At 37.7% G+C, this 23176-nt stretch carries 22 protein-coding genes; 10 read left to right on the top strand and 12 right to left on the bottom strand.

Annotated elements, in window-relative coordinates; all coding sequences use genetic code 11:
- Positions 1-488: 488 nt before the first annotated feature.
- The 3 genes from ACQWU4_RS19465 (at position 489) to ACQWU4_RS19455 (ending at position 4628) form a co-directional block, all read left to right on the top strand.
- Entirely contained in the window at positions 489-2069 is a 1581-nt protein-coding gene (locus ACQWU4_RS19465) for a helix-turn-helix domain-containing protein (protein WP_429937411.1), read from the top strand.
- Positions 2070-2221: 152 nt separating this feature from the next.
- Positions 2222-3370, top strand: coding sequence for a hypothetical protein (locus tag ACQWU4_RS19460; protein ID WP_429937410.1), 1149 nt, complete (start codon positions 2222-2224; stop codon positions 3368-3370).
- A gap of 109 nt (positions 3371-3479) precedes the next feature.
- The gene (locus tag ACQWU4_RS19455) at positions 3480-4628 is read left to right on the top strand and encodes a hypothetical protein (RefSeq protein WP_429937409.1); all 1149 of its coding nucleotides are present in this window, start codon (positions 3480-3482) and stop codon (positions 4626-4628) included.
- A 121-nt stretch (positions 4629-4749) separates the two neighbouring features.
- On the opposite strand, the gene ACQWU4_RS19450 is transcribed toward ACQWU4_RS19455, so the two are convergent.
- The 8 genes from ACQWU4_RS19450 to ACQWU4_RS19415 form a co-directional block, all read right to left on the bottom strand.
- Complete coding sequence (locus tag ACQWU4_RS19450) at positions 4750-5316, bottom strand: sterol desaturase family protein (protein ID WP_429937408.1); 567 nt, start codon at positions 5314-5316, stop codon at positions 4750-4752.
- Between the two features lie 223 nt (positions 5317-5539).
- The gene (locus ACQWU4_RS19445; protein WP_429937407.1) at positions 5540-5812 is read right to left on the bottom strand and encodes a hypothetical protein; all 273 of its coding nucleotides are present in this window, start codon (positions 5810-5812) and stop codon (positions 5540-5542) included.
- A gap of 37 nt (positions 5813-5849) precedes the next feature.
- A complete protein-coding gene (locus ACQWU4_RS19440; RefSeq protein ID WP_429937406.1) occupies positions 5850-7193 on the bottom strand; it encodes a S41 family peptidase in 1344 nt (447 codons plus the stop codon).
- 12 nt (positions 7194-7205) lie between these two features.
- Positions 7206-7946, bottom strand: a complete 741-nt coding sequence (locus tag ACQWU4_RS19435; protein ID WP_429937405.1) for a hypothetical protein — start codon at positions 7944-7946, stop codon at positions 7206-7208.
- 212 nt (positions 7947-8158) lie between these two features.
- Positions 8159-9082, bottom strand: a complete 924-nt coding sequence (locus ACQWU4_RS19430; RefSeq protein ID WP_429937404.1) for a T9SS type A sorting domain-containing protein — start codon at positions 9080-9082, stop codon at positions 8159-8161.
- Positions 9083-9159: 77 nt separating this feature from the next.
- Positions 9160-10458, bottom strand: a complete 1299-nt coding sequence (locus tag ACQWU4_RS19425; protein ID WP_429937403.1) for a hypothetical protein — start codon at positions 10456-10458, stop codon at positions 9160-9162.
- Between the two features lie 309 nt (positions 10459-10767).
- Positions 10768-14076 carry a TonB-dependent receptor domain-containing protein gene (locus ACQWU4_RS19420; RefSeq protein ID WP_429937402.1) on the bottom strand — a complete coding sequence of 1103 codons (3309 nt, stop codon included), beginning with the start codon at positions 14074-14076 and terminating at the stop codon, positions 10768-10770.
- Between the two features lie 60 nt (positions 14077-14136).
- Entirely contained in the window at positions 14137-15084 is a 948-nt protein-coding gene (locus ACQWU4_RS19415) for a FecR family protein (protein WP_429937401.1), read from the bottom strand.
- Positions 15085-15326: 242 nt separating this feature from the next.
- On the opposite strand from ACQWU4_RS19415, the gene ACQWU4_RS19410 reads away from it, so the two are divergent.
- Positions 15327-15953: an RNA polymerase sigma factor gene (locus ACQWU4_RS19410; RefSeq protein WP_429937400.1), complete on the top strand. Its 627-nt coding sequence runs from the start codon at positions 15327-15329 to the stop codon at positions 15951-15953.
- A gap of 38 nt (positions 15954-15991) precedes the next feature.
- Here the strand turns inward: ACQWU4_RS19410 and ACQWU4_RS19405 are convergent, their stop codons facing one another.
- Positions 15992-16852: a helix-turn-helix domain-containing protein gene (locus ACQWU4_RS19405; RefSeq protein WP_429937399.1), complete on the bottom strand. Its 861-nt coding sequence runs from the start codon at positions 16850-16852 to the stop codon at positions 15992-15994.
- Between the two features lie 73 nt (positions 16853-16925).
- Between ACQWU4_RS19405 and ACQWU4_RS19400 the strand changes: the two genes are divergently transcribed.
- Both ACQWU4_RS19400 and ACQWU4_RS19395 read left to right on the top strand, forming a co-directional pair.
- Positions 16926-18314 carry an MFS transporter gene (locus tag ACQWU4_RS19400; RefSeq protein ID WP_429937398.1) on the top strand — a complete coding sequence of 463 codons (1389 nt, stop codon included), beginning with the start codon at positions 16926-16928 and terminating at the stop codon, positions 18312-18314.
- 42 nt (positions 18315-18356) lie between these two features.
- Positions 18357-18743, top strand: coding sequence for a hypothetical protein (locus ACQWU4_RS19395; RefSeq protein WP_429937397.1), 387 nt, complete (start codon positions 18357-18359; stop codon positions 18741-18743).
- A 24-nt stretch (positions 18744-18767) separates the two neighbouring features.
- Here ACQWU4_RS19395 and ACQWU4_RS19390 read toward each other — a convergent pair whose 3' ends face one another.
- Positions 18768-19388 (bottom strand): helix-turn-helix transcriptional regulator, encoded by a 621-nt coding sequence (locus tag ACQWU4_RS19390; protein ID WP_429937396.1) that lies wholly within the window; start codon positions 19386-19388, stop codon positions 18768-18770.
- A gap of 195 nt (positions 19389-19583) precedes the next feature.
- On the opposite strand from ACQWU4_RS19390, the gene ACQWU4_RS19385 reads away from it, so the two are divergent.
- From ACQWU4_RS19385 to ACQWU4_RS19370, 4 genes are all read left to right on the top strand, one after another.
- On the top strand, positions 19584-20210 hold the full coding sequence (locus tag ACQWU4_RS19385) for a superoxide dismutase (protein ID WP_429937395.1): 627 nt from the start codon (positions 19584-19586) through the stop codon (positions 20208-20210).
- Positions 20211-20241: 31 nt separating this feature from the next.
- Positions 20242-20742 (top strand): DUF2480 family protein, encoded by a 501-nt coding sequence (locus ACQWU4_RS19380; RefSeq protein WP_429937394.1) that lies wholly within the window; start codon positions 20242-20244, stop codon positions 20740-20742.
- 4 nt (positions 20743-20746) lie between these two features.
- A complete protein-coding gene (locus ACQWU4_RS19375; RefSeq protein WP_429937393.1) occupies positions 20747-21301 on the top strand; it encodes an NADPH-dependent FMN reductase in 555 nt (184 codons plus the stop codon).
- 112 nt (positions 21302-21413) lie between these two features.
- Positions 21414-21761, top strand: a complete 348-nt coding sequence (locus ACQWU4_RS19370) for a 4Fe-4S dicluster domain-containing protein (protein WP_429937392.1) — start codon at positions 21414-21416, stop codon at positions 21759-21761.
- Between the two features lie 16 nt (positions 21762-21777).
- Here the strand turns inward: ACQWU4_RS19370 and ACQWU4_RS19365 are convergent, their stop codons facing one another.
- Together ACQWU4_RS19365 and ACQWU4_RS19360 are read right to left on the bottom strand one after the other, a co-directional pair.
- A complete protein-coding gene (locus ACQWU4_RS19365; RefSeq protein WP_429937391.1) occupies positions 21778-22140 on the bottom strand; it encodes a hypothetical protein in 363 nt (120 codons plus the stop codon).
- A 17-nt stretch (positions 22141-22157) separates the two neighbouring features.
- On the bottom strand, positions 22158-23150 hold the full coding sequence (locus ACQWU4_RS19360) for an MsnO8 family LLM class oxidoreductase (RefSeq protein ID WP_429937390.1): 993 nt from the start codon (positions 23148-23150) through the stop codon (positions 22158-22160).
- Between the last annotated feature and the right edge of the window lie 26 nt (positions 23151-23176).

Here is a 23176-nt window from a genome sequence, read left to right as displayed (position 1 = left end):
ACAAAATCTCATTGAAGAGATTTAATATAAACAATATCATTTATTGACATTTTAAAATGTTAAAATCATTGATAAACAAAGATATTCCCGGAAAGCGACAAAACTTGTCACATAAAATTATAGATACAAATTTTTAGAATCAGATTGGAAAAAGTAGAACACCGATCTTATTCTTGTGGCTTTTTCATCTTCCAATACTTACTTCAGGTTATGTAAAGAAATACAAATGCTATTTTTTAACGGATTTAGAATAAATAAAAGTTCTTTTCCAAACAAAACATTAAAAAAATTATTAATAATACATTGCATATTTTTAGTTACCATTTTCCATTTTTTTACCAAAAAACAATCACTATCAAACTATAGAATCTAATTCTTATTGATAATATTTTTTTTCATTAATTATTTCACATCACAAGAAAAATGAGTTTTTAAGGATATTTACTTAAAAACAGTTAAATTCAATCTTTTAAATCATTTTCCCCTTCATGAACAAAGTATTTTTCTTAATATTCTTAGCAATAGGAATACCCCTTATATATGCTCAACATTCCGAAGAAGAATTACATAAAATATACAAACAAATTGAAAAAGCATATTCTAAACCAGATTCTGCTATTATTATTGCTAATAGGTTTTTACCAAAACTTCAGGGGGATAACAGAGGTTTGGCTGATCTCCATTTATATATAAGCCAGTGTTACACTGAATCAGGGCAACAGGAAAAAGCATTATCACATGCAAAACAGGCTTATACTTTTGCCCTGCACACCTCAAATTATGAACTGATAACCAGAACATCCGGATTATTAGCAACTCAATACAGGGGAATGAAATTATATACAAAAGCAAAACGTTTGATCCGTTCCGGAATTATTAATGCAGAAAAAATTGCAGATAAGGATATGAAAGTATGGGTAAAAGCATGCTTTCTGGAAGAATATGCCATGAATCTTGTTGAAGAGAAAAAGTTTGATTCTGCCATTATATACAATCACAATGCTTTAACAATGCTATCCCAATGTAAAGGAAAATGGTCGGGAGTAAAGCTTCGCTATGCAGTAGCCTATGTCAATTTGGGTGACAATTATATTGAAAAGAATGAATTAGACTCTGCAGAATATTATTTAAATAAAGTGATTTCGTTCTCCAAAGGTACATACATGAGTTCATATGCAAAAGGAGCATCCGGAATAAAACTGTCCCTCATTTACAGCCGCAGGAAGCAGCATCAAAGAGCCATAGATACCCTTAAAAGCATAGAAAGGTCAATAGAGCCGGATCTAAACCCTACAAAGGTGGAATTATATGGCTATCTGTCCCAAAATTATAAAGCTATTGATGATTTAAAAAATTATACAAAATATAATGAACTATATTCCACATTAAAAGCTAAACTATCAAATGAAGAACAAAAAGCGATTGAAAAATCTTTTCTGATGATAGAAGAAGAAGTTTTGAATGAATCCAGAAAAAGTATTTTTAGCAGGAATATAACCTATTTTACCATTCTGTTTTCAATAATATTGATCTGCTTTTTGATCTCTTATTCCCGAAGAAAAAGAAAAAAGGAAAAAATTTATTACCAGAATTATATTAAAACGTTAGAAGATAAGTCAAAAGATCAAAACAGCGAAGAGCCTGCTATAAAAACAACCCCAAAATCTGCCTATGTTATAGAAATACATAAGGATACAGAGGATCAGATCCTAAAACTGCTGGAAGCTTTTGAAAAATCAGAGAAATATACTGATCCAAATGTCAGTTTATCATCAATTGCAACCAATTTTAAAACCAATACCCGATACCTATCGGAGGTAATTAATAAGCACAGGCAAAAAAACTTTAAAGCCTATCTCAATGAATTACGAGTTGAATATATTTCAAAAAGAATACTTGCCGATCCTTTATTAAGAAAATATAAAATAAGTGTTATTGCTGAGGCTTCAGGGTTTTCATCTGCAGAAAGTTTTTCAAAGACATTTAAGAAAATTACAGGTATTTTACCTTCTGTATTCATTGAAAACATAAATGAAGAAAAAAACACAAAAATCAAAACAAAACAATGATAATCAACATATTAAAACCATAAATCCATCCGGAAAATGCAGAAAAACACTGATAGAATGTTTTCTTCCTGTTAATATTTTGTAATTATTTTGCCAACTCAAAATGATAATCTGAACTGATTTTTATTTTACAATTACATAAATACTTTTAGATGAAAAAAACAATTTTATTATCGGTTTTGCTATTTGCAGAATACTCTTTTGGGCAGATAGGAATCAGTACTTCCAGTCCTAAGGTGACAATGGATATCGCATCCTCTCCTACTGATCTCACTAAAGCAGATGGGCTTATTGCCCCCAGATTGACAGGAGATGAACTTAAATTAAAAGACGGACTCTACACCACCGATCAAACAGGAGCAATTGTATACATAACCGCCATAAGTGCAGCAACTACTCCCAAAACCATCAATATAATCGAAACAGGTTATTATTTTTTTGATGGCAGCATCTGGATGAAAATGAATATCGAACCATGGAAGGCTTCTCAAACACAAATGCCGGCAACATTGAATAATCAGGATATTTATCAGATGGGAAAAGTTGGAATCAATACAATTAAACCTGTTGCCAATTTAGATGTCCGCGGAGCAGTCCGCTTCGGACTTCCGCATACTGATGAAGTGAATGGTATTTCCCCAATAGGAACAAATTCAATGACGGCAGGTTCGCAAAACTTAGTCTCAGGTACTAACAGTGTCGCTTTTGGGCAGTCTAATAATGTAAAAAGTGCGAGAGGTATTGCTGTAGGCGGAAATAATATCTTAAACAATACTACCGGTTCAATGGTAGTTGGCGACAATAATGAGCTTAATAGTGTTGCGAATTATTCTATTGTAAGCGGGGTACGAAATAAACTCTATTCCAATATTTCATTTATTCAGGGAGCTGATAATACTGTGAATACCGATGCAGCATACTCTACCGTATTTGGAAATTTCAATACTATCGGCGGTTCGGGTCTCATTTCTTATGCTACTTCATTTGGAACCCGAAACAGTTCCCTGGGGCATGTTTCGACAACCATAGGTTCCGATCTGATTGCTAAAACTTTCCTGGAAACCGTTATAGGAAAATTTAATGAGGTCATCCCTGCCACTTCTGATCCTAAAGCCTGGATACCTACAGATCCCATTCTTCAGATAGGTATAGGTGATTCGAATACCAACAGAAAAAATGCACTCACAGTTTATAAAAATGGAGTAATACAAATCAACCAGCTGAAAGGTATAGGAAATGCCTATGCGTGTATAGACACTGTTGGAGTTCTGTTCAGAAGCTCAACGCCATGCACTCCGTAAATAATATAATCAGATTCTAAAAACACATTGACAAAAACTGTCGTAAACCTCATTGCGACAGTTACAAATGCAGATGAATGCAGATATTGAAAAAATAAAAAATATAGCGATGAAAAAAATAATTTTATTTTCCGGATTACTGTTTCTACAATATTCATTTGGACAAGTAGCAGGAATCGGGACCGCAGCTCCAAAAGCAACCTTAGATGTTGCAGCATTCCCTGATGATTTTACTAAAAAAGATGGCATTATAGCTCCAAAATTAACGGGCGATGACCTTAAGAAAAAAGATGCATTATATACACCCTCTCAAGATGGAGCAATTGTGTATGTTACTAATCCGGTGTCGTCACCTTCTACCAAAACTAAGGATGTAATTTCTCCTGATTATTTTTTTTATAATACGAAAATCAGTAGTTGGCAAAAGCTAAATCCGGAACCTTGGTATTTGGTTGATACATCATATCCTGCAATATTAAACAATCAGGATATTTATCATATGGGAAATGTGAAAATCTTACATTTCAATGATACAAATACGATACCCAAACCTTATGCAAGCCTTTATGTAAGTGGCTACAGCAATGTGGGAACACCTTATCCCGGCATCGAAAATAGTCCGTCAGTAATTTCGGGTTCTTTAACTGTAGGATCATCTAACCTGGTAAGTTCCAATAGCAGTGCGTTTGGACAGAATAATACAATATCCGGTTATAATGGTTTAGCAGTAGGAGACAGCAATACTCTTGACAATTCAATTAATTCAATAGCAGTTGGCGATAATAATCAACTTACTAATGCAATCACTTCTTTTATCAGCGGGACAGGAAATAAAACGAATTTCAGAAATGTTTTCATCTTCGGAACAAATAATACCAGCGGGACTATTTTCGGCGTTACGATTGGAGATTCAAATACAGCTGGAGTCAATGGCACCATTGGATTCGCCATGGGAACACAGAATATGTCTTATGGACTCAATACAATGGCTGCAGGGACTAATCTGATAGCTAAACATGCTTATATGACCGCTATAGGAAAATATAATAATATACTTGAAAGCGAAAAAACAGTTCTTCTGACTTCACTTATTTTTCAGGTAGGTATAGGAGATTCTGATACTAACAGACAAAATGCCCTTTCAATATATAAGGACGGCAGCTTACAGGTCAATCAGCTGAAAGGCTCACAAAACACATATGCCTGTCTGGATTCTGATGGAAATCTGTTCAAAAGTACAGCCCCTTGTGTTCCATAAATATTGTACTTCACAATGAAACTGTCTTCCATTTTTCAGAATGCTGGCTGTAGTTTTAAAATAAAAAGTTATCATATGTTGATAGCTTTTTGTTGTTTCATTTCAGCAAATACATCATAGATCATCTGTAAGTCCCGAATACCCTGTCCCAGATAGACGTATAGAAACCAAAGTTTTTACTCTCATCCAAATGATGCTGGTTATGAAATCTGGTCGTTCCAACAAAAAAACGGTCAAATGATGCCGGAAAAAATTCTCTGTTCAAATGTCCTATAGTTCCCCAAACTAAATTGATCATCAGATAAAGGCTTATTGAAATAATAGAAAAATCGTAACTCATCAACAAAGCTAAAATCATGAACCCAAATCCTAAGGTTTCAAAAGGATGCAATACAAAAAGGCTTAGAAAATTGGTACTCACATGCTCATGATGTCTGCCATGTAGTAATTTGTATACAAAAGGAAGATGGGCAGCATAATGAAAGAAGTACATCAAAAAATCCATCAGAAGAATTAAGGCGACGGTTTCCAGAAAGACAGAAACCGCAGACGGATCAGGATCAAGGACAATCCAGTTATTTTTCCATAAAAATGCTCCGATCAGCATTACCAGACTATTACAGATAACAGTAAGGAAACAGAGGTAAAAATCAGATTTGGTAACAGGATGATTTTCTTCCTGCAACATTTCTTTACGGCAAGTTTTTTCAATGAACAGGTAAAGACCTATTGAAAATAAGCACAGGAAAATATTTGATAGAAGACTGAACACAATCCATTGCGGCCAGGAGAACTGCGAAAAAACCTTTAAGTAACCAATAAAATCAAACCGATTAAGATCCATACATTTACCATCTTTCAACTGAGCTTATAAAAGTATGAATTTCATAGAAAGAATCAAAAATTAAAGATCACTTCTGCTTCACTTTTCTTTTCAATTCTCTTACCCGCAAAGTCAGCTGTTTGCGAAGATCATTATGATACTGCCTGTAATGTTTTATGCTTCTTTCCAGCTGCCTTTTCTGAGCCAGATAATCTTCATACAATTCACTGAGTTCCGAAATCTTTGAAATCATATCGGAAGGCTGGATATCAGGATCACCGGCTGCTTTTTTCAGCAAACCGCGGTAATATTCCATACGGTCTGTAAGGCTGCTGTGAAATTTAGGTTCTATTCCCTGCATGGTTATTAGTTTATGTATTAAAAAACTCTAAAAGCTGTCACTTTCCGATGGCTGCAGAAGGTGTATCACTTTGAAATAAAATTTTAACACTTTTGTCCAAAGCATCTGCAGATTTTGAATGAATATGATTCATAGCTGATGAAATCAAGGTTTCGTCTATATCTCCCAAAGGCAGCAGTGGCAATGCAGTATATTCACTGGCTGAAATTTGTGGAGAAATTCCATTGCTGTAAGCTCCTTCCCCATTCGCATTGAAAACTTTATAAATAACAGGATGAAGCTGCCATGAGATCTTTTTAGGCTTCCTTTTATCCTCTACTGTAAATCCGGCCATATCTTTTCCCAGCGTTACATCTCCTACCTGAATGACCTGCATATAAGGCTTAAGATTATTAATCACAATCTCTGAAGCAGATGCCGTACTGTTTGAAGTAAGGACATATACTTTATTAAGAATCAGGGCATTTGAACGGAGAGCATTGAAACTAAGAGCATTAGGATCGTAGGCTATTTGTTCCGAAAATGTTCTTTTTACTTCGCCGCCGTTTTTGTTTCCTTTGTAAATAATGAATGGAGATGATGATGAAATTCCCGGTGGAATTAAAGAACAGAGTGCTGCGGCTGAGGATACAGATCCGCCATAGTTGTACCTCAGATCCAGAATCAGTTCCTGTACTCCTGCTGCTTTGAAGGCTGCAAATTTCTGATTCAGAGCCTGTGCTATTCCGTCAGGAAAATCATAAATATACAGATACCCTGTTTTTTTTCCGTTTTTTTCAAATATTTTAGATTCCAGAGGCTGCTCAAAAGAATAGCCATAATATACCGTAATATTTTTTTCATTAACAACAACATTATTTTTCCATTGACCTACCGTCAATTCTATAACAGTCTGATCTTTAATGGACGAAGTTAATTCTTCCACATTGGCTGCCGTAATGGCCTTACCGTTGATTTTTGTAATCATCATTCCCCTTTCCAAACCTGAATTGAATGCCGGAGAATTTTTCATAACCAGTTTTACGGTCGTAACTACATTTCCGTTTGCCAATTGTATAACGGTATAATCAAAACCATACATATTCCGTACGGAACGCGGATAGGAAGAAGGATCCTGGGTATCTACAGCAAAAGAAAAACGGTCCTGGGAAGACAGCAGACTTTTAAAAAAATCTTTCACCGGAAGATGGTAATCAGGTTTTGCCGGCATTTGGTCTGCCCAGTAATAATACCTTTTCATACTGTCCTGAACCCATAAATTCACAGATTCTGTACTTCCTTCCGGGAAACGGGGACCGCCCTCATCATCCCTGTTATTACATGATAAGATAAAAGTGAAAACTGCAACAAGCAGCAGCCGAAAATTAAAATATTTCTTCATAAAATACTGTCATTACAGATAATCCGCCACATCAATCTCCCCTTTAACCGTCAGAACACCATTTTCCATTTTTTCCTGGAGAACGATCAGGTTAGCACCCATATCCTGCTTTATTTTTATCCTGATCATTTCAGATCCGAAATAAGGATCAAGGGTTCCGGGCTTGTACAGTTCCAGGTAAACCGGAGCTGTGTTACTGAAATAATTATATATTTTCACTGCAGTAAAACTGTCTTTTCCAATAGTATCGAATTCTGCAAGCACTACTCCATTTTCTCTTTTCAGAATTCCCCTTACATTGGCAAGTGGGGTTCCGGAATATTCACCCAGATTCGGAAAAATAAATTCAAAGCCTACTTTTCCCAGATTGACCTGTGGTTTTACAGTGGAAGCCTGAAGAAAGATCCCCGGAAGATTAAAAAAATTCAGGGTTTTGTAATCATTAATATTGTTATAGGTGATATTATAATGGGCTATCTCAACGCCCGTTTCATTATTATAAATCCCAAGCCGGTCTGTTTCGCCTTCATCCAGAACAAAATCCAGCTCAGTTTCTATCTTATTGGTGTAAGAAGTGTTTCCGTTGATTGATATTGGAGTTCCGTTAAGCCTCAGCTGGATCACATCCGGTTTTGAATATCCTTTGACATTAACCTCAGCAGGTTTCTGCGATTTATCAAACGGCTGCATAACGTTGTTGTCCGAACAGGAAACAAGCAGGGTAAAAAACAGCAGGGTAATGAATTTATTCATTTATATTATTTTAAATTATAAAATCTGACTTAAAAATATTGCCCCGCCCGGTAGGTGTGCGGGACAATAGAATAATTATAAAAAAACTAAGTTGGATATGTTTATGATCAAAAATTTTCTGAGAATAAACCTCAAATCAGTTTTGATCGATTAAAGTCTTCATGGTCAATTTCTGCAAATGTGCAGCAGATTCGTAAGCAGTTTTCAGCTGCTTATTTCTTAATAAACTTCAGCTTTTCCGTTGTGTTTCCATCAGAAACTTCCGCTATATACATTCCTGATTGCAGAGATGCTACGTTGATGGATTTGCTGTATAAAACTGCAAGTACTTTTTGTCCGGCTGCATTGTAAACAGTAACCGAAGTTTTATTTTCTTTAAAACCTGAATTAAGTTTAAGCTTAAGGAATTCCTTTACAGGGTTTTCCTCTATTTTCGTTAAATTTTCTTTTTTCTTTACATCCCTGGTTCCCAGAAATGATGATGCATAAATTGCCATTTCATCAATGTTAATATTCTGCAGGTTATTACCGCTCGCCTTTCTGTTCGACCATAGCCCGATGTAGATTTTTTTGCCTGCAAAAGCCGAAATATCCACAAGGTCTTCCGTAAACTGGGTAAGATCACTAGAGAAAGGATTATCCGTAGTTCCCGCTATAATCCTGTATGGGCTCGGAATATCATTTCCGCCTGCATCCACTGTCATGGCCTGAAAATCTGCCAGATCAGGAACCTGCTTCTGAGGGGTGCTTACAAAAATAAAAAGATCACGGCCCAGATTAAGATGTGATGTTCTCTGTCTTCCGATATAAGCTGCCAGATTGATCGTGCCCGATGCTCCTTCCAGATTGATCTGCGGAGAGATAATCCAGTCATTTTCCGTACCGAAACCAGTCGCATTCCCTGTAGGAACCAGACTTACTGAATAGCGGAGAACACCGGATGTACCATAAGTCAAACCGCTACCGTTATGGTAAATATTCTGTCCCTGTATCCATCCGTTTCCGTTACTGTTAAGGTCATGGAAAGTCCATCCCTGAAGATCAGCCGGAGTGTCAAAAGAATTGCTCCATACCTGAAACTGCGCAGCCGCAGCCTGTGATATCAATGCAACAGATAATAAAAATAGTTTTTTCATAATACTGATTTATTAGAGTTTTTTTTGAATAATAAAAGCAGGGGAAACATGAAAAGCTTCCCCTGCATGTAAGGTTTTTATTCCTGGATAGAGAAGTTATATTTTGTCCACGCACCCTGGAAGTTTCCACAGTTTCTAGGAGATACGTTCCATGGTCCGTCGTTGAAGAACGGCTGGCTTAATCCCCAAGCTGAAGCTGTTGTTCCTGTCAGTAAATTGGCAGCCGGAATTGATGCCGTACCGGTTCCTGTAACAGAAGTTGTAAATCCGTGTACTTTGATCGTGCTGAAGTTGGAAGCTGAAGAAAGTTCAGAACCTGTACCTTCTACTTTAATTCCTACAGGATATCCTGTTACTACAGCGTCATTAAGTGTTAATTTACCGCTTCTTCTGATGTGGATACCGTTTTCATAAGCAGATCCCTGTCCTGCTATTCCGTTCTTAGCACCTATGATGGTAAGGTTGTTGATTACAGGGTTTGTGATAAGCGGTGTAGAAGTACCTTCTGCGTTGTTATCAAGCTCGATACCGTTAGAATCCGGGCTAGATCCGCTAAGACTGTGCGTAGAATTGTAATCTGCCAAAGCAAGAGCACAAGTAATTGTTCCTGTATATCCGTTATCGAAATCAAAATTATCATCATCCGCAGCAAAAGAAACAAGATTAGAAGCATTAACAGTACCTCCGAAGAATTCGAAAGAATCGTCTTTACCGTAAGATACCTGGATATGATCAAGTGTAGTACCGTTTCCTACACCTCCTAAAGTAAGACCGTTGATCTCGTTTCCTGAGTTTGGAGCCAATAGATCGAATCCTGCAAATTCAATACGAACATATTTCAATGTTCCTCCGTTGTGAGCTGAATTAGAACCTCCGTAGAAGAAATCTTCACCTGTTAATCCTTCAATAGTTTTAGTAGAAGGTGTATTCGTAGGAGCATCCCCTAAAATGATAACACCACCAAAGTCACCAGGAGCAGCCGTTGTATCTTCGTTTCCATCTAACAGTTTATAACTTGTAAAAATAATCGGCTGAGACTCTGTACCGGTAGCATTGATTTTACCTGTTTTAGAGATTACCAAAACTCCTGTAGCAGTATTGGTAGTTTTTGGTTTTGCTTTAATGAAAGTTCCCGGTTGGATAGTTAATGTAGCTCCGTTTTTAACAGTTACGATACCGTCAAGCTCAATAACACCACTCCATGTTGTGTTGGCAGTGATATTACCGCTTACACTTGTTACAGGAAGTGCAGATGCAGTAATATATTCAGCAGATGCAGACTGCATTTCGAAAGGAGTAGAAGAATCTGCTAAGTGATCGTTTTGACAAGCTGTAAGGGATAATGCTGCAGCAGCAATTAAAGTTAATCTTTTCATTGTTATAATTTTTGATAAATCCGGAGTTATTGTTTTTCGGTCCGGAAATTTTTAATATTTAGGAATATCCGCCTCTATATTCCTGCGATTTGGTTTTATTTCACCCTGCGTTCCAGGAGGGGCTGTCCTGCCGGGGTTCCCTTGTTACCCGTCTATATCCGGGAAAAGACATTGACGTCCGGCTTTTATCTGCTCCGGTACTGCTGTGCGCATCATCAGTATTCATCCGGCTCATACTCAGGTTTCCGAAACCTGTACGCTTCTATATCAAGAGCTCTTTTATTTTAATTCAAGATCTTAAGGCAGTTATTAAAAAGTGTAATTCACACTTAAACCGAATATCCTTCCGCTGTAAGCGCGGAACATGATCTTGTCTATACCTTTATCATATTTATTGGTAGCACCCGGAAGCAGTTCCCAGGCTTCCCTGTCTGTGGCCACATTACTTCCTCCTGAACCTTTCGGTATTGAATAGGAATTGAAATTGTTATAAAATTCCTTTACCCTGTTGAAAAGGTTTCTCACATTCAATTTCAGTTCAAGGTTTCTGTTTCTCAGGAATTTATAGGAAAGCTGTGCATCTGCAACGGCGTATGGGCGCTGTATTTCTTCACCGTTATAGGCATATCCTACGGTAATGTACTGATCCCCTTTCGCATTGTATAAAAAACTGGCTCCTAAACGGTTTCCATCATAGCTTACTCCAAGATTGTAAGCATAAGGTGTCTGTCCGTATAATGGTCTTTCCACTTCATAGGTTTCATCATTATCACCCGTTTTATACTGGTTTTTAAAAGCAATTACTTTCGTTGTATTGTAGGTGAAATTTCCGCTTACAAAAAGCTTTTCAAGCAAAGAACCTTCTGAAATAAAGTCAAGATTTTTTCTTACCTCCACTTCTAATCCTTTCAGCTTTGCATTTTTAGAATTTCCGTTGTAAAGGAACAGGTTACCTTCATTGGAAAGATGTCCTTCCCGCTCAATAGGTTTATCAATATTCTTGTAATACAGTCCCGCAGAGAATATTTCCCCCAGTCCCGGAAACCATTCAAATTTGAAATCGTAATTATTGACTACCGATGAGGTCATTTCCGTATTATAAATAAGACCGTTTGCTACCGGATCAAAGTATGGTAATCCTGTTCTTTCATTGAACTGCGGTCGGATCACCGTTTTATTATAAGCCAGCCTTACGTTTATTTTATTGGTTGGACTGTATGTAAAATTTACGGAAGGCATCCATTGCCATGCTTTATCATCTATTGGCTCCTTCGTAACAGTTTGGTTATCCGTATCATCCAGTTGCTGAGAGATCAGATCATATTTAAAATATTCTGCACGCAGTCCCCAAACCAACCTGAATTTGTTTTTCCAGCGGTTATCAAACATCACATAAAGAGCATGTTGCGTTACTTTCCCTTCATATTTATCATTTTTGTACAAGGGTCTGGTCTGCCATCCGATACCTCCCGGAACATACTGGGAACCATCAAACCAATTGGCGAGAGCACCGTACATGGTCAGGAAATTCTTTTCATTGTTCGGAACATCCCTGTTTTCATCTACTCTAAGGAAAAATTTCTGTTGCTGGTTGGTATTATTTTTTATAACTCCTGCATATCCTGCTTTTATATCATTCTTAAAGTTTCCCAGATCCTTGTTCCATTTAAGGGAAGCTCCATAATTGTAGTCGGTTTCCTTATTTTCAATATATCCTCTGTAAAAATTACTTCCTGAATTATAGATTCTATGATATGTAAGAATCTCGCTGCCGATAAAATCATAAAGGGTAAGATACTGCGTATAGTCTTTGGTATCAGATTTCACTCCTGTTCTTGCTGCAAACCAGTTGATATCAACATTTCCTATTTTATGGTTTCCTTCCAGTTTATTCTGTAAAAGAGTCTGGTAGATAGGATAATTGGTGTTGTCCGTATAAGGTTTATCCAACCCCTTAATCTGTGCAGGATCATTGTTGGGAATAATCCCGTTATAAAAATAATTGTAGGATGCTTCTGCATTGGCCGGTGTTCCGCTGCCGTTGGTATATTGGTTCCAGCCTGTAACTCTCGTCAGGGTGTTATCATAAATATGGGTATATGAATTCCGGAAAGAGAGCCTGCTTTTTCCAAGCTGAAGCCCGAAATTAAGCATTCCCGCCACTGTGGAATTATAATTATAGGAAGCCCCTTTATTTTTGAAATTATAAAAAACAATCGGAGCTGTTCCGTTAGCCTGCCAGTTGGGATCATAAGGATCTGTGGTATCAAGCCAGTTTCCCCTTCCTGTATGGTCAATATCCAGTTTGTTCTGTTCATTTCTTACTGTAAATGCTCCTGCAAATCCCCATTTATTGTTATTTTTAAGCGCAAACGTCCTTCCCAGCGCTACCTGTATATTGGATCCCATATCACCTGTAGTACTGTAGGTAGAAAAGTTGTCATTTGTGAATCTCTTAGACTGTTCAAAAAATACAGGATTATTCCAGTCTGTAGCTTCAAGGTCTTTTGGAAAATCCCTGGTTCCGTCATCGTATCCGAAATAATCATACTTTCCTCTTTTACGGGTCAGGAATTCTTTAAATGCTGATTGGTCGTTATAAGAAGTTCCCATGCTTACTGTCGTAAAATTTTCATTGGGAATATCTTTGGTTCTTACTTCTACATAACCACCGGCAAAACTTGCATTCATATCCGGGGTTGCTGTTTTGCTCACCACAATGCTTTCCACCATTGCAGTAGGAATAATATCGAATGAGAAGTTCTGGTTATATGCTTCTGTACTTGGTAAATTAATTCCATCCATCGCAGCTGTATTCCAGCGTTCACCCATAGAGCGAACCACTACATATTTATTGTCTATAGTTGTGATTCCTGTTACTCTTTTCAAAGTTCCTCCAACATCATTATCCGGTGTTTTGGCAATCTGTTCAGCGGAGATCCCATCACTCATCTGGGCTGCTTTCTTCTGCTGGGCAAGAAGTCCCGCCTGGGTATCTGCTTTTCTGGTTCCGGTAATCACCACTTCCCTGATGTCCGTTATTTTATCCGGAGCCTGCTTCATTGCAAATGATACCGTATTCGTTTCATTATTGATTACCGAAAGTTTTTCTACCCTCAGCGGACTGTATTTTGACGCTTTTACGGTCAGGGTATATATTCCGGAAGGAAGATCCACTACGAAATCACCATTATTATCTGTAAGCACGGTCTTTTTGGCAACTGTTACTTCAGCTCCTGCAACAGGGTTTCCTACCTCATCCACTATTTTCCCCGAGATTTTTCCGTCTCCTGTTACAGAAATACCGCTTCCCTCATATTTTATTGAAATAAGATCTCCACGGAGGCGAAATGCCACCGGAAGCCCGTTTGTAATATCTTTAAGACAGTTGTTCACAGTGGTATTTTCACATTTTACGCCCTTTACCTTCAGCTCTTTGATATCCGTTTTTGAATAGGCCAGTCTCATTCCCGTTTTTCCTGCAAAATCTTCCAGTACCTCAATAAGAGGTTTGCTTGCCGGGACAGAAAATGATACTTTTTGAACCAGTTCCTGAGCTTCAGCTGCTACCGTAAAAAATACTGCCGCAACGGTAAGACCGCATTTCAATCTTTTCATATATTCCAATTCTCTTTAATTAAAAGTTTTATTTTTCAGTGTTAATTCTGTGGGGTGATTTTATTTCTTCAGAGTGTAGATATAGTCTTCTTTGTGTACCTCAAGTCCTAATATAAAAGCCAAAGCTTCCATGTTTTCATCGGCTGTTCCTCCTGTGAAATCTGCCGTTATTTTCTTTTCTGCGGTTTCCTTTGGATACAGAATCCTTATCTTATAATTGTTCTGCATTACTTCTGCCACTTCTTTGAAGGAGACATCGTTAAAACTTAATGACAGCAGTTTCATATTCTGTTTTCCTGATTTATGTTCTGTAGTCAGTGAAATGACAGCTGCGGTATGGGCTATTCCGAAATTGGTCCATTTCTGGTTAGGTTTCAGATAAGAGACAGGAGCTCCCGCATAGGATACGGCCACTTTTCCTTCGTAAAGCTGTACAGACTTATCTTTTCCAGACTGTGAAATTTTAAAAACGGTCCCCAATACTTTGGTACTGAAACCATCAGCACGGACAATGAACGGATGTGTTTTTGATTTTGCCACAGAAAATACAGCATCACCCTTCAGGCTTACAATTCTGGTGGAAGCCGGAAACGATTTGTCAACCGTTAGTTCCGCTCCTTTTAATAATGTGACTACTGAGCCGTCTGCAAGGTAAATTTTACGGTTCCCGGAGTCTGCAGTATAGGTATCAGGTTTATAGAATGTATTGTAGGTAAGAATTCCGCCTAATGACAGCAAAAATATTAGTGTGGCTGCAGCCGTAAAAGCATATTTTTTAAATGAATTTATTGGAACGTTTTTTCCCGGTTTGATAAAATATGGCTCCAATGCAGATAAAATTCTTTCTTTGGATTCCTTCATATGGATCTGATCAAGATCTTTTTCTGTCCGGACTTTCCATTGGTTTAAAATTTCCGTTTCTTTTTCTGAGATCTTCTTTCCGGAAACTTCCCTCTGCCAGAGCTTAAAAACAAACGCCGCAGTATTCTTATATTTTTGGCTTTTCATAAAATATTTCATTGTATTCACAGATACTTCTATCTATAAGACTGTGAAAATGAAAAACTTCCCCAGGCAGTTCTTAATATTGTATTCACATTAAAACCAGCTTGTTAACAATTTTAACCAATTTTACCACTTTCTCAACATTTGATTCACATTATGGGGATGTTTTTCAGAAATAATTAATCTTAGAATCCCCAAAGTTCATAAAAAGTTAATTTTCCTTTAGGTAATTTTGCAATAACGATATGAAGCCTACAGACTATACTATATTGAAAAAAATAAAATCAGGTGACCGTCCTGCATTCATGCTGCTTTACGAGCGGTATTGGGACAGCCTTTACCGTTTTGTTTTTATGAGGACGAGAGACAAAGAGATGTCTGAAGAACTGCTGCAGAATCTCTGGGTAAAGATACTTGAAGATACAGCATCCATACAGACGGATGAATCTGAAAGCGCCAAGGGTTATCTGCTGCGATACCTTCATTACCGGGTCATCGATCATTATAACAGCTCTAAAAAGATACCATCTACTATCAGCATCGATGAGTTTGATCCTGCAGGCGAAATAGAAATATCAGATACGGAATATTTTGAAATTCTTGAGGAAAACGAGATCTCTTCTTTGCTAACCATGATTGATGAGGTCGTTTCACAGCTTCCTTCTACAGAACAAAGCGTGTATGATATGAGGATCAGGAGAAATATGTCCGTTCATGAAACAGCTGAGGCTCTGGGAATCAGTCATAAAACGGTAAGCAATAAATTGAGCAAAGCTTTAGGGGAAATCCGTGACCAGCTGAATCCTGAATATCAGTCATCTAAAAAATTAGTATCGATCCTGATGCTGATGGAAATATTAACACAATATTGAGCTTAAAAAAGAAAATATAAGATTACTCAGATTCTTTCTTAATCTGCTTTATTTAAAACACTTTTCCTGTATTCTTTAGGTGTCATATTTCTGTGTTTTTTAAAAATTTTGGAAAGATGGCTTTCATCACTGAACTGAAGTTCGTAAGCAATCTCGCTTAGCCGGACACTGCTGTATTTAAGATATGTTTCTACCAGACGCAAACGGTAATCGAGCAGATAATCCTGATAAGAAATCCCTGTATGCTGCTTGAAATATTCGCCGAAATAATTCCTGGAAATCCCAAAATGATCGGCTATAACCTGAATCCGGGTTTTCTCCTTATCTTTTATATGCTCCTGAATATAGGTGATGATCTTCATAATGGAGAAAGCTTTTCTGTTCTGCTTCAGATCGGAAGTTTCACTTTCGATGATATTCCGGGCGATAAGGTTCAGCAGGATGGAAATACAGTTCCTGATGATCAGATAATCATCGGTTTTATTTCTGTATTCTCTCGCAACCTGTATGATAAGGGTTTCAGCAAAATGCTCATCGTTTTTGTTACGGAATACACATCCTGCTCTTGCATGATAGTTATTGCTGATATATTGCAGTTTATAAAGATTTTCGCAGCTTTCAATCCGGTCAGCTTCCAGTCTTATTTTATCAATAAATTCTATCGGGCATTGGATAACGATCAGCTCTGCATCTTCACTTTTAAACTGGTAAAGATGATGCTGGGGAATGATAAACAGCTTCTTTTCATTGAAGGTAATGGTCCGTTCGTCATAAATAAGCGCTCCATGCCCCTTCATAACATAAACCAGGGAAAGAAAAGCCTTTGTTTTGATTGAAATTTCTTCATTACTGAGCTTTATTTCTTTTACATCAATACGTTCAACGGGCAGAATCTTCATACTCTATACTTATTTTTCCTTCAAAAATACAATTTTACAGGTATAATAGCAGGTTAATTTTGCAGAAAAAATTATGAATATCTATTCCAAACGATGGCAGGCATTGGGTTATCTTACAGCCGGAGCTTTTCTCTCCCCATTGGATTATTTTATCGTCAATATGGCACTTCCTTCTATCAAAAGAGCTTTCAATGCCAGTGACCATCAGCTGCAGATGGTAGTTGCCATCTATGGACTTACTTATGCTGCGCTTGTAGTTTGTGGAGGACGTTTGGGAGATTTATACGGCAGAAAGAAAATATTTGTCCTCGGATTGTACATTTTTCTGCTTTCTTCCCTTGCCTGTGCTTTTTCTCCCGGTATTACATCTCTCATTATTTCCAGGTTATTTCAGGGAATTGGAGCTTCCTTTCTGGCTCCGCAGGTTTTAGCATCTATACGGGTTCTGTTCTATGCTGATGAACAGCCGAAAGCTGTAAGTATATTCAGTTCTGTTTTTGGGCTGGCTTCCGTTGCAGGGCAGCTTCTGGGTGGTTTCCTGCTTAATCTGCATGTGACAGAATTTTCATGGGAGATGGTATTTCTGATTAATGTTCCTGTCACTCTGGTCTGTATTGTTGGTACTCATTTTACTATGGATAATAACCGAGAAGAAAAAAGTCAAAAAATTGATTTCACTGGTGCCTTATTACTGATTATTTCACTCCTGATGATCATCTGTCCCATTATTTTCGGACGAAAATACCATTGGGCCTGGTGGATCTTTGCCGTTTTACTGACCGGAACTGTATTGCTTATCGTATTTTATAAATTTGAAGTCAAATCATTGCATAACAATAGACCTGTGCTTATTGATCCTTCTCTTTTGCAGTATCAGCCATTTGTCCTGTGCCTTTTGATTATCTTCTTTTATAATTTTACATCAGGACTGTTTATCTGCTATCCGTATTATCTGCAGCAGTTTCTGCACTGGAACCCTGTAAATACAGGTTTTGCCATTATTCCGTATGGGATAGCTTTTTTCCTTGGACCGTTGCTCGTTCCAAAGATTAAATTTTCGGCTTATATTATGATCTATATTGGCTTGGGGTTGCTGATCTCAGGTTTTTCCCTAGCTTCCCTATTTCTGTATCTCAGTGAAAACCCTTCAATGGGAATGAATTTCAGTCTGTTTCTGGCAGGATTGGGCCATGGTATTATTATGCCTGTGATGATGAGAAAAGCTATTGCATTAACAGGCAGGGAAAAAGCAGGTCAGGCTTCGGGGCTGATCAGTATCAGTATACAGATTGGCAGCGTAACCGGAGGAACTATTATCGGAACTGTATTTTTCAGCACTATAGGATCTCTGGGATTCCCGAAAGCTTTTACACTGGCTATTTTTATGATTGCAATAGCTCAGATCGCCGGAATTTTCATCAATAAAAAGCTGTTGAGGTATCAAAATACTGTTGAAAAATAAATTTCACCCTTTTTTAATAACTAAACCTATATATTTAAACTTATGAATAACACAGAAAAAATTATCACAGAAATTAAGGAATTTCACAGAGATATTGAAACATGGTTTCATGGAGAAGACGATCAAGAAACGCTTTATAAAAAGCTGATATCCGGTTTTAATGAAGATTTTAAAATGATTACCGGGAACAGTGATACCATTACTTTAGCTGCTTTTTCCGAATGGCTTCCGGGAACATACGGCAAATTTCCGGACCGAAGTATTATTCTTGAAGATATTGAGGTTCAGACTACGGAATATCACGGATTAGCCTCATATATTGAGATTCAGATAACAGGAGATGCAGTTACCCGCCGGAAATCCTCAGCTGTCTTTTTGATCCGGGGAAAAAGAGCATACTGGCTTCACCTTATAGAAAACTGGATATGATAAAAGATCTTTTTATCTAAAAACTCACCCACTAATTTTATACACACAACGCTGTCCGCCGGATAAAATATGATTGATTCTTTCAACCTGATAATCTTTACCGATCAGGTTCCGGAAGTTGGAAAGTTCGGCACGGCAGAATCCCTGACATTCAGCAGCAGCGGCACAAATCGGGCAGTGATTTTCTATCAGGAAATAATCATTGCCTTCTTTTGTCCATTCCGCCATATACCCTTCTTCACTGCGGACCTGTACCAGTACGTCCAAACGTTGTTCTAAAGATTTTGCTTTTACTAAAGCTTTTTCGTACCGCTCATAAGTATTTTTTTCTCTGTCATTAATCAGCAGATCCAGTGCATTCTCGCCCAAAAGATTTTTTACAGACCGAAGTATCTGAACCGTTACATCAGCATGGGAATCCGGAAACTGCGACAGCCCTTTTTCGGTAAGAGTATAATAAGTAGACGGCCTACCTACTCCTTCCCTTTTTGCAACAGATTTAATGAGTCCTTCTTCAGCAAGATTCAGTAAATGTTTCCTCGCTCCTTCTTTTGTGATGGAGAGTTCTTTGGAGATCAGAAGAGATGTTGCTTCTCCTCTCATCTTTAAAAACATCAGAATACGATCTGCTGCCGGTTTCTTCATTTGACAATATTTAAGTTGTTTTATTTTACTACAACAAATATAGTCATTTTCTATAATCTCCAATTCCAAACTTTAAACAATTAAAAATCAACAAATTAAACTAAAATCTATCACAATCAATAAAACAACAATTAAGTTGTTTTATTAAAATATATTATTACCTTTGAAACACATTAATCAAAAAAATAAAAAGTTATGAGCTCATTTACACTTCCCCAGCTTCCTTATGCTTACGATGCACTGGAACCATTCATAGATAAAGAAACAATGACTATCCATCATCAGCGACACCATCAGGCTTATGCAGATAACCTGAATGCAGCATTAAAAGCCTGTGACGAAACCTCAGAGGATCTTGATTCCATACTTCAGAGAGTAAGCGAATACAGTCCTGCAGTAAGAAATAACGGCGGCGGCCATTTTAACCATTCTTTATTCTGGGAAATTCTTTCTCCACAACCTAAATTAAATCCTGAAGGAAAACTGGCAGAAGCCATCAATTCCGCTTTTGGAGATCTTGAAAATTTTAAAGCTGAAATGAAAAAAGCAGGTCTCGGACAGTTCGGGTCCGGATGGGTATGGTTATTTGTAAAATTCAGCGGCTCACTGGCTATAACTTCCACGCCTAATCAGGATAACCCGATGATGGACATTCAATCTGTTAACAGAGGTTTTCCGATTCTTGGAATAGATGTATGGGAACATGCCTATTATCTGGCTTATCAGAACAAGAGAGCAGATTATCTTGATTCTTTCTGGTCTGTTTTAGACTGGTCTGCCGTTGAGAAAAAATACGAAGAAGCTCTTTCAAAAATAAGATAAACAAGTTTAGTATTGATTACAAAATCAATTTATGGATCAGAAAATTTTCATCAATAAAGCAGAAGCCTCAGGAATCATTGCCCTAGACCTTTTAGACTATAGACCAACCATAGAAATTGTAGAGCTGGATATCAGAGACCATCTTTTTATGGGAGTGATCGTAAAGGAGAAGGAATTTAAAGAATCAATTGCTGCTGTGGACTTTTCTGTGTACAACGAAAAAGCCGTAGGAATTATCTGCTCTACAGATGCCATTATTCCGCCATGGGCTTTTATGATGCTAATGGAAAAACTATCTCCATATGTTATTTATGCAGATTTAAATAATGCAGAAACTATTCTGCTGGATCTCTGGAAACGCCGTCTTATGTATGCAGACCTTAGATCCTATAAAAATCAGAAAGTTGTTGTCCGGGCAAGAGCGGACCATGATTCTTCTTTATATTTACTAGCAGCCGGACTTCTTAAACCTTTGGTTAAAAGCCTGATGTATGGTGAGATAGGCCTGCCAAAAGTAATTTTTAAAAGTTGAAATAATGAAAGCAATTATATTTAACGGCTCATTGGAAAGAAGACCAGAATCTACTTCCGGAAGGATTTCCCGGTACTTTGCAGAAAGGCTGGATAAATCAGGATTTCAGACTGAAATATTTACACTTGCAGATTCCGGAATTCCCCTTTTTGATTTGTCATTGACTAAGAAACCACTGGCTGTAGAACGTATGACTCAGTTGTTTTTAGAGGCTGATATTCATTTCTGGCTGGCTCCGCTCTATCACGGCAGTATTCCGGGAGTGATGAAGAACTGTCTGGACTGGCTTGAAGTTACAGCCAATCATGAGCAGCCTTACCTTACGGATAAAACGGTCGGACTGGTTTGTTGGGCAGATGGTCTGCAGGCTATGCAGGGCATCAATACCATGGATGCTATTGCGAAATCACTACGGGCATGGCCCATTTCTTTCAGTGTACCAATTATCAGGTCAGCATTATTTGATAAGGAAGATCCGACAAAAATATCTGATTTATACTCTGATAAATTCGATACACTGATCAACATTGCAACCACGAAAAGGATAGAAAAACTATAATAAAGCTATAACCAACTGTTTTTTTCATTTAATTTATGTTTAGACAGGGATTTCAGAAGCTTTTAGGCCGACAGAAATCCCTTTTTTAAATAACCTGTAAAATTTAAAAATTATGGCAATTACAATAACTGATGCCTGCATCAATTGCGGAGCCTGCGAGCCTGAGTGTCCTAATTCTGCAATTTATGAAGGCGCAATTGACTGGCGGTGGCAGGATAAAACAAAGCTTTCCGGGAAAGTGATTTTTCCTGACGGTTCAGAAGTGGATGCAAATGCCTATCAACAGGCTTATTCGGACGAGGTTTATTATATTGTCCCCGGAAAATGTACGGAATGTAAAGGTTTCCATGAGGAACCTCAATGTAAAACAGTATGCCCTGTGGATTGTTGTGTGGATGATCCTGAGCACCGTGAAACTGATGAAACATTATTCAACAGACAGAAGTTTCTTCATTCTTAGGATCTTCTTTCTGAGATTAAAATTCTTCCCAGCCTTCGTTCTGCGGATCATATTTTGCGAATTCACCGGTATCTGTAAATTCAGAAGCAGTCATTCCCACTTCAAAAATTGAGCTTTCACTCAGATTTGCATTGAAATACAGACCTTTTTTGGTAAGTAAAGCTCTCCCAAAATCCTCATCGGAGTGGTTGAAATGAATTCCGGCATCATCTTCACTTACCAGCTCATATTTATATTTTAAAAGGCGCTCTTTTAATCCGTCAATCTGCTCTTCTGTTAATGAAACAAGGTTTTCTTCACGGTCAAAAAAGCTGTCATCATCGGCGGCCTGTTCTTTTTCTTTAGTTTTAATGCTGAATAACTGGATATTATAGCTCATGAGAGATCTGTTGATTATTAATTGGCCAATATAATACTTTTATACGTATCTATCCGGTTTGATTCCTTATACATATTACAGAGGATCAACAGCTCATCTGTATGATACTCTTCAGCCTTTTTTTGAAGTCTTCCTGAAATATTGTCCGGCGTATCTATGATAATATGATCCAGTACTTTAAAGAATTCCTCTTCATCCTCACTACCCAATATTCTTTGTTCAATTACTTCAGCGGGAAGTAGCGCCTCAGGAGCCTGAATATGTCTTGCCTGTAAAAACTGATAGGCCATTCCATATGCATTGTATCGAGCCATTTTTAAATCATCCGCAACAGATACGGCAACAGCCACCTGTAACGAAGGAACCGGATTGTATTGGTTCCGGTCGAACTCATTAAAATAGGTTTCAGTACTTTCCACTCCGGGTCCGCTTCCCATAAAATCAGCATACGAATAGCTTACTCCATGTTTTGCGGCTTCTTTAGCAGATTGAATTCCTGAACCGAGCCAAAGGATCTCAGGCAGATGGACAATGTCTTTGGGCTGAGCAATAAGCCCGTTGTAGATTCCTTTTTCTTCTTTAATATACTGGATAATTTCTTCAAGCTTAGCTTCCTGGCTGGATAAAATAACAGGTCTGTGGTTATTTAACGCAGATACAGCATCTTTTAAGCCTCCCGGAGCTTTGCCCAAGCCCAGGATAAAACGTTCCGGGTAAAGGCTACCAAGCATTTTGGCCCATTCTGCGATTTTGTAGGCTGAATAATTTTTCATCATAATTCCGCCTGTCCCCACCTTAATTCGCTTGGTTCTGCTTAAAGTGACTGCAGACAGAATTTCAGGACTTGAACTTCCATAGGCCTCCACACCGTGGTGTTCGGAATAGATGACGCAATGAAAACCTGCTTCATCGGCAAATAAAGCAAGATCTATACTGTTCTTTAATGCCTGCAATGAATTTCCTCCTTCAATAGTGGGAGACTGATCCAGAATTCCTAATTTCAATTTCATACCGGCAGTTTATTTTAAAAATCCCA

The sequence above is a fragment of the Chryseobacterium sp. MIQD13 genome (genome assembly GCF_050496705.1).
Lineage (GTDB): Bacteria > Bacteroidota > Bacteroidia > Flavobacteriales > Weeksellaceae > Chryseobacterium.
The sequence above is the reverse complement of the archived record's forward strand: the minus strand, read 5'-3'. Positions and strand labels throughout refer to the sequence as shown.

Coding starts and splice junctions, on each gene's coding strand:
- ACQWU4_RS19360 (WP_429937390.1), bottom strand. CDS start 23,150: ATGAAATTGAAATTAGGAATTCTGGATCAGTCTCCCACTATTGAAGGA.
- ACQWU4_RS19390 (WP_429937396.1), bottom strand. CDS start 19,388: ATGAAGAAACCGGCAGCAGATCGTATTCTGATGTTTTTAAAGATGAGA.
- ACQWU4_RS19410 (WP_429937400.1), top strand. CDS start 15,327: ATGAAGCCTACAGACTATACTATATTGAAAAAAATAAAATCAGGTGAC.
- ACQWU4_RS19425 (WP_429937403.1), bottom strand. CDS start 10,458: ATGAAAAGATTAACTTTAATTGCTGCTGCAGCATTATCCCTTACAGCT.
- ACQWU4_RS19400 (WP_429937398.1), top strand. CDS start 16,926: ATGAATATCTATTCCAAACGATGGCAGGCATTGGGTTATCTTACAGCC.
- ACQWU4_RS19420 (WP_429937402.1), bottom strand. CDS start 14,076: ATGAAAAGATTGAAATGCGGTCTTACCGTTGCGGCAGTATTTTTTACG.
- ACQWU4_RS19450 (WP_429937408.1), bottom strand. CDS start 5,316: ATGTTGCAGGAAGAAAATCATCCTGTTACCAAATCTGATTTTTACCTC.
- ACQWU4_RS19370 (WP_429937392.1), top strand. CDS start 21,414: ATGGCAATTACAATAACTGATGCCTGCATCAATTGCGGAGCCTGCGAG.
- ACQWU4_RS19415 (WP_429937401.1), bottom strand. CDS start 15,084: ATGAAAAGCCAAAAATATAAGAATACTGCGGCGTTTGTTTTTAAGCTC.
- ACQWU4_RS19460 (WP_429937410.1), top strand. CDS start 2,222: ATGAAAAAAACAATTTTATTATCGGTTTTGCTATTTGCAGAATACTCT.
- ACQWU4_RS19435 (WP_429937405.1), bottom strand. CDS start 7,946: ATGAATAAATTCATTACCCTGCTGTTTTTTACCCTGCTTGTTTCCTGT.
- ACQWU4_RS19430 (WP_429937404.1), bottom strand. CDS start 9,082: ATGAAAAAACTATTTTTATTATCTGTTGCATTGATATCACAGGCTGCG.
- ACQWU4_RS19375 (WP_429937393.1), top strand. CDS start 20,747: ATGAAAGCAATTATATTTAACGGCTCATTGGAAAGAAGACCAGAATCT.
- ACQWU4_RS19440 (WP_429937406.1), bottom strand. CDS start 7,193: ATGAAGAAATATTTTAATTTTCGGCTGCTGCTTGTTGCAGTTTTCACT.
- ACQWU4_RS19445 (WP_429937407.1), bottom strand. CDS start 5,812: ATGCAGGGAATAGAACCTAAATTTCACAGCAGCCTTACAGACCGTATG.
- ACQWU4_RS19395 (WP_429937397.1), top strand. CDS start 18,357: ATGAATAACACAGAAAAAATTATCACAGAAATTAAGGAATTTCACAGA.
- ACQWU4_RS19385 (WP_429937395.1), top strand. CDS start 19,584: ATGAGCTCATTTACACTTCCCCAGCTTCCTTATGCTTACGATGCACTG.
- ACQWU4_RS19380 (WP_429937394.1), top strand. CDS start 20,242: ATGGATCAGAAAATTTTCATCAATAAAGCAGAAGCCTCAGGAATCATT.
- ACQWU4_RS19405 (WP_429937399.1), bottom strand. CDS start 16,852: ATGAAGATTCTGCCCGTTGAACGTATTGATGTAAAAGAAATAAAGCTC.
- ACQWU4_RS19465 (WP_429937411.1), top strand. CDS start 489: ATGAACAAAGTATTTTTCTTAATATTCTTAGCAATAGGAATACCCCTT.
- ACQWU4_RS19455 (WP_429937409.1), top strand. CDS start 3,480: ATGAAAAAAATAATTTTATTTTCCGGATTACTGTTTCTACAATATTCA.
- ACQWU4_RS19365 (WP_429937391.1), bottom strand. CDS start 22,140: ATGAGCTATAATATCCAGTTATTCAGCATTAAAACTAAAGAAAAAGAA.